The organism is Paenibacillus algorifonticola, assembly GCF_050481745.1.
Classification (GTDB): domain Bacteria; phylum Bacillota; class Bacilli; order Paenibacillales; family Paenibacillaceae; genus Pristimantibacillus; species Pristimantibacillus algorifonticola_A.
The window spans coordinates 1-6,910 of record NZ_JBCNGR010000088.1 but is presented as its reverse complement, the minus strand read 5'-3'; the positions used below and the strand labels follow the sequence as shown (position 1 = coordinate 6,910).

The window sequence follows — 6,910 nt, the reverse complement described above, 5'->3', positions numbered from 1 at the left end:
CTCCATGTCATGAATGATGGAATCGAACTGCCCGCTTGTATATTGCTCACCCAGCTTATAGCGCTGGATTTTTCCACTCGTCGTTTTAGGTATGGATTTCACAGGGATAACATGGTCGATAAAGAGGCCCATTTTCCGGTGAATATGCTGTTTAACTCGGCTCGCAAGCCCGCAGAACGCCTCCAGATTTTTGCCTCTGTATAATAGGAACAGGCACGCTTCCTCCGTACCTGCAGACGTTCCACCCGTTCCACAGGCTGCCACATTCCAAAGCTCGACCCCGTCTACCTCCTCTGCCACTCTCTCAATGTCGTGGGAGAAAACATTTTGCCCGTTGACGAACAATATGTCCTTTGCCCTTCCGACAACGATTAGCCGCCCATTCAGCATAAATCCAATATCCGCTGTATTCAGCCACTCGTCTGCCTGCCTTTCAGCAGCTTCTGGTTCGTTGTAATACCCTCTGGTGACGCTCGGCCCTTTAATAAAAATGTAACCGACTGTGGCCATCGGAAGCGGGCTGCCCTGCTCATCAGCAATCATGACTTCACAGCTTCCAATCGGACCACCTACGTCCACATAAAGCAGGCTGCCCGATTCCCCTCGCTTAAGCAAACGTACGGTCTCTCCAATCCGGAGAAATCTCCGGTCCACAGCCACATACTTGAACGGCTCGTTTAGAGGGGTAAAGCACACGCCAACCGTTCCCTCTGCAAGCCCGTATGCCGGCCTCATGGCCGTCTGGGGGAGATTATATTTTGCCAGCTGCTCCATAAAACGCTCGCTAATTTCCGTTGAAATGGGCTCGGCGCCGTTGCAAAGGCAGGAAAGGCCAGATAAATCCCAGCCGTAGTCATGCTCTTGATCGTAAAAGGCCAAAAAATATTTATAGCCGAAATTAGGGCTGTACAGCCGATTGACGCGGTGTTTATTTGCCTTCTCTATCCAGAGCAGCGGGTTAAGAATAAACAGCTTCGTCCTCATAATAAACTGCGAGGATTGTGTAAAGGCATGCAATAGATGCATCGCAATCAATCCCATGTCATGTGTGAGCGGCATCCAGCTCAATACCCGTTCGCCAGCATCTATATGCCATATTTTCTGCATGGCGGCGACGTTGGCCATAACGTTGCTATGGGTCAGCACAACGCCCTTCGGGTCGCCCGTTGATCCAGAGGAGAACTGAATAAATGCGATATCATCCGGCTCAGCCTCCATCAGATCCGCACTGCTCTCTCCTTTTAAGGACGCCAATTCTATAAATCTACCGTTCATGCTGTCCACGCCAGAGGCAAATTGTGGGTGCTCTTCTGCGAATGAAATCATACCCTTCATCGTCGCTTCACTACCCATAAAATGCGGGTTGCTTAATTTGCCCCACACCTTGCAAACCTTCAGCTTCGTTTCATCATTGGTTGCTACCGTTACCGGGACGGCGATAATCCGCCCCAGTATGCAAGCCCAGAAAACCTCAAGAAACAGCCGATTATCCTGTATTTGCAATAACAGCTCGTGTCCCGCTTGTACCCCGTGTTGACGCAAATCATGAAGGAGACATAATGAACGCTCGTACAGCTGGCGGTAGGATACAAATTCTTCCTCGTCTGCCTCGTCGATAAACGTGATTCCCCGGTCAACCATTTCACGGTTTGCTGCGAAAATATGATGCATGAGCCGGTGCTTGTTCATAACCGCTGGCTCACCCCCATTCGTTTTATAGGTTCAGCACAAGGATCTATGCTCTCGCTTCGTGCACACTGCTAAGCAAGGTGCGATTGATATGTTGAATGACCGTATCAAAGCTGTCATTAATATAAAAATGTCCGCCCATAAATTTATGAACTGAAAATTCGCCCGTCGTGTGCTTGCCCCATTCCACAAAATCCCGCTTATTGACATCCCAGTCTTTCACGCCCGTCATCGCATTGATAGCTGTGGACAACGGCTCTCTGCTGCTGTCATAAACATAGGACTCCATTGCATAAAAATCGGCCCGCAATATCGGAATAAACGCATCTGCAAGCATCGGGTTTTCAAACAGCTCCGGAGATGTTCCTCCAAGCTCCAGCAGACGCTCTTTAAGCTGCTCGTCTGGCGTACTTGGATTGACCAAATCCGTTCTTTGGATATGGGGAGCCCATCTGCCAGACACGAATATTATCGTAGGGTCATGGCGTTGCTGCTCCCTCAGCTTGTGCGATAATTCAAAGGCAAGCATGCTTCCCATGCTGTGGCCAAAAAAAGCATAAGGCCCATCGTCTATAATGCTTTCGATTTGCTTGTACACGTCCTCAATCGCCTCATCAAAGGTGTGATACAGAGGATCTCTTGGCCGGGCGCCCCTGCCTGCAAGCTTTACAGGCACGAAATCGATATGGTCAGAAATATGTTTTTTCCACTTGTAGTAGTACATAGACGAGGCACCGGCAAAAGGAAAGGCTAACAGCTTCAGCTTCTTCATCCTGTTGCCTTACAGCTTAGCCGAGAGCGCTGCTACGCGCTCGGATGGCTTGAGATGAACGAGACGGAGCGACCAAAGCTCAATAAAATGCTCTGCTATTTCCGATTTCGTCAGCGTGGTGCCGCCCAGCTCATCGGCAAGCTCGTCCAGCGATTTTTGACCGTCTGAATGCTCAAGCATCAGGAATATTTCCTCCGGTATCGCTTTTTTGTACTTATCGCCAAAATGAAGCCGGACTTCATGAAGGGTGCGTTTCGTCCCGTCAGCGGAATAGCCGATCGATTTTTTCAATTCGGAATTGACCAGCCTCGTCGGCACCATATGCAAATAATCGGCCTTATCTACTTTCTTCTTGTCTACCATATAATCGCCGATAGCCAAGTAGTGGATATTCGTCGTCAGGAAGCTTGCGATGGCATCCTCCTCCGAGTCTACGATTGGCTCTACATTGTTGTTGAACGACGTGTTCAGCAAAATCGGCACCCCGGTCAATTTCCGGAATTCATTAATTAGCTCCCAATACCGTTCATTCGTTTCTTTTGAGACCGTCTGAATGCGAGCGGTGCCATCCACATGGGTAACTGCTCCAAGCAGCGGCTGCTTATCCTCTTTTGTCATCAGTACAAAATTCATATACGAGTAAGGCGCTTTCGTCTGCGGCATTTCGTAATAATCGCCCACATATTCTTCCAAAATCGATGGCGCAAACGGCCGATAGCCCTCACGCTTTTTCACCATCTCATTAATAATGCTTTTGTTCTCCGCTGGTCTTGGATCAGCAAGAATGCTGCGGTTGCCTAGCGCGCGAGGGCCAAATTCAGCACGGCCTTGAACCCAGCCGAAGACGGCCCCTTCCGCGATTCGCTTGGCTGTCTCCTCAGCGATATTGTCCACCTTGCGGAAGCTGACGAAGCGTTCCCAGCGGTTTAATATTTGCTCCAAGCCGTCGTTGCCTTGAATTTCACTTCCCCAATAGAGATGCTGCAGCTTCTCCAGCGACTTATCAGGCGCAAACTTATTGGATACGTACAAGGCGCCGCCCAGCGCATTGCCCGCATCATGTGCAGCAGGCTGAACAAAAACCTCATCGAAAAGCCCCGCATATAAAACTTTTCCATTCATCGAGCAGTTATGCGCTACGCCGCCTGCCATGGCAAGCTTCGTATGTCCGGTTGCCTGCTGATAATGCGTCAGCATATGCATGACAATCGTTTCAAGCGCCTCCTGCAAGGACGCGGCCAAATCCATATGCTCCTGAGTAATGGGACCGCCCTTCTTTCTTGGCGTCATAAAATCGAAAAGGGCGGTGGACCAGGCCAAATTGATTTTGAATTTGCCTTCGGGAAGCAAAACATATGCTTTTCTGAGCATTCGTCTGAATTTGCTTGGATCGCCATACGGTGCGAGCCCCATTACTTTATATTCATCGTGCTGATGATAGCCCAGCATGCGGATAACCGAAATATAGAAGGAGCCTAAGCTATTGGCATTGGTGATGCGGTCAAGAATTTTGAAGCTCGTTCCTTCGGCGCTTATAATATAGCCGGCGTAGCCCTCCTGCGATTCTCCATCAATCGTAACCGTCAGGCTTCGATCAAAGCCGGACATGAAATGAGCGCTGGCTGCATGACAGATGTGGTGATCAACAAAAACGATATTATTCGGATCGTATTTCGTTCCGTCAATCTGGTAAAAGAAATCTACCAGAAGCTCTCTCGTATTTTTATGCAAAGAATCACGATAGAAAAAATCATCCCGCACAAGCAGGTCGGTTTCCTGCTCTCTCGTCGTAATGACTACTTTGTCAATATCCGAAAACGTAATGCCGAGCCGCTTCAAGCATAAATAGATCGTCTGCAGTGGCGCCTTGCCCGTATGCTTTACTCGATTCAGCCTTTCTTCCTCTGAGGCGGCGATCACCACCCCGTCTTTAATAAGAACAGCAGCCGAGTCGTGTGCAATTCCGCCATTTCCAAACACCTTCAAATCCTCATGCGGCAATTCGATGCCGCCATTAAGACCTAATACGAGCATATTCATCCTCCTACCTATTCACTTTACTTGGTTTGCCTTCCCCGCTTTTTATTGCAGCCTTCAAACGGTAGCTAGAGCTACCGTTTCAAATGGCCGTAAATGAATCAGCCGTAAAGACCATAATTCGACCACTTCGTCAACGATATCCTCTTCCGACTTCCCGCCGCAGCCTGTAAGCTCAACCAGCTCTGCCAGCGTCTTCTCCCCGTCAGATTGCTCTAGCACCCGGTACATTTCTTCTGACAACGTTGTCTTATATTTATCTCCAAAGTGGAGGCGTATTTCGTAAGCGGTTTGCTTGTTTCCTTCTGCTGTATAGCCGACCGACTGCTTTAGCTCTGAGCTGAATGGACGCTTTGGCACAAACTTCAAAAACTCTTCCTTGCCGACTGTCTTTTTATCAATGACGTAGTCTCCGATAATCAAGGTGTTAATGTTGGTTGTCAGGAAGCTGACAATCGCATCCTCTTCTGAATCGACAATCGGTTCCGCATTGTTGTTAAACGATGTATTCAGCAGCACCGGCACACCCGTCAGCTTGCGGAATTCCTCGATTAAATGCCAATACTTCGCGTTCGTTTCACGGGATACCGTCTGGATGCGAGCCGTGCCGTCTACATGAGTAACCGCGCCGAGCAACTTCTGCTTGTCCTCCCGCGTCTTCAGCACGAAATTCATGTAGGAATAAGGGGCTTTCGTCTGCGGCAGCACATAATAATCGTCTGCATACTCTTCCAGAATAGAAGGCGCAAACGGCCGGTAGCCTTCCCGTTTTTTAACCATGGCATTAATGATGCTTTTGTTTTCCTCTGGACGGGGATCAGCCAAAATGCTCCGGTTGCCAAGCGCACGAGGACCAAACTCCGAGCGCCCCTGCGCCCAGCCAATAACCGCTCCATCTGCAATCAGCCTAGCCGCAACCTCGACAACATGATCAACTTTGCGGTAGGTAACGAACCGCTCCCACTGCTTCAATATTTCAAGAACGCTATCATTGTTCTGAATGCCGCTTCCCCAGTACAGATGCCGCAGCTTTTCTGTCTGTGTGCTAGGAGCCAGCTTGCGGGACTGCAGCAGTGCTCCTCCCAGCGCATTGCCCGCATCATGGGCAGCAGGCTGTACAAACACCTCGTCGAATAAGCCGGAGTACAAAATTTTCCCATTTAACGTACAGTTGTGCGCTACGCCGCCAGCCATGCACAGCTTCTTGCGCCCAGTCGCCTGCTGATAATGGACAAGCATATGCATGACAACGTTTTCGAGCGCTTCCTGCAGAGCAGCCGCAATGTCCTTGTGCTCCTGTGTAAACAACTCCCCCTTCATCCGCGGGCTTGACATTGAATCCATAAGCACATAATAGAAGCTTCTATTAAGCTGGAATTTTCCTTCTGGAAGCAAGGTGAAGGCTTTCTTGAACAGCCTTCTGAATTTGGAAGGATCTCCATATGGAGCGAGTCCCATTACTTTATATTCATCATGAGTCTTATAGCCGAGAAATTCGATAATCTGCGTATAAAAAGAACCTAAGCTGTCATCGTTGGAAATATGGCCGAGCGGCTTGAGCGAATCTCCTTCAGCATCAAGCACAATTCCAGCATTCCCTTCCAATGAAGCACCATCTATTGTAACGATGAGCGCTTCTTCAAACCCAGACATATAATAGGCGCTTGCAGCATGGCAGTAGTGGTGATTTTCAAACACAACATTCTCTTTCTTAAAATCCGTATCAAAAAATTGCTTCAGTCGTTCGACCACCCACGCCTGCGGATCACTGTAAGGAAATTGCCGATACTCATGCCGGTGGGTAGTCATCTCGTATTTAAACTGGGTTTCCGAGTAGAAATAGACGATTTTGTCCACATCGTCCAATTGTATTCCACCCAGCTCCAAACAACGGCGTATCGATAAAATAGGCATCTTTCCTGTGTGCTTAATCCGATTCAGACGCTCTTCCTCATAGGCGGCAACAACTTGCCCATCTTCAATTAATACGGCTGAAGCATCATGAACCTCTGAATTCAGTATGGTCGTTATAAACCCGTCCTCATGAGGGAAATCGATCCCCCCGCTAATGCCAAGTATCCTCATTATTTCACCTTCCTTATTTCTTCAACATTTTGTGAGCGGCCACGTTGGCGCCTGCTCCTAGCACTCAAGCTTCTTGCTGTAGCGCCTGTGGAAGCCACTCCTGTGTTCGCTTCTGCGTATGATGCAGGCGGCTGTATGCGCCACCAGCTTCCAGAAGCTCCTCATGCTTGCCCTGCTCCAGAATCTTCCCACGGTCGACAACTACAATCGTATCCGCTTGCTCTATGGTGGACAGCCGATGGGCGATCGCAATCGTCGTTTTCCCTTCCATCAGCCGCTCGATCCCTTGCTGGACCGCCAGCTCGGAATCACTGTCCAGTGCTGATG

4 protein-coding genes and 1 pseudogene are annotated in these 6,910 nt (G+C 49.2%); all 5 read right to left on the bottom strand.

Features of this window, described 5'->3' with window-relative positions; all coding sequences use genetic code 11:
- Positions 1 to 1,689: AMP-binding protein (locus ABEW34_RS31675; protein ID WP_430165786.1), on the bottom strand; the 1,689-nt coding region annotated here is incomplete at its 3' end.
- Positions 1,690 to 1,735: 46 nt separating this feature from the next.
- Complete coding sequence (locus tag ABEW34_RS31670; RefSeq protein ID WP_430165784.1) at positions 1,736 to 2,461, bottom strand: thioesterase II family protein; 726 nt, start codon at positions 2,459 to 2,461, stop codon at positions 1,736 to 1,738.
- A gap of 9 nt (positions 2,462 to 2,470) precedes the next feature.
- A complete protein-coding gene (locus ABEW34_RS31665; protein ID WP_430165781.1) occupies positions 2,471 to 4,495 on the bottom strand; it encodes a carbamoyltransferase family protein in 2,025 nt (674 codons plus the stop codon).
- 60 nt (positions 4,496 to 4,555) lie between these two features.
- The gene (locus ABEW34_RS31660) at positions 4,556 to 6,583 is read right to left on the bottom strand and encodes a carbamoyltransferase family protein (RefSeq protein ID WP_430165778.1); all 2,028 of its coding nucleotides are present in this window, start codon (positions 6,581 to 6,583) and stop codon (positions 4,556 to 4,558) included.
- A gap of 64 nt (positions 6,584 to 6,647) precedes the next feature.
- Positions 6,648 to 6,910 (bottom strand): annotated as a pseudogene (locus tag ABEW34_RS31655) (hypothetical protein); the annotation flags it as partial.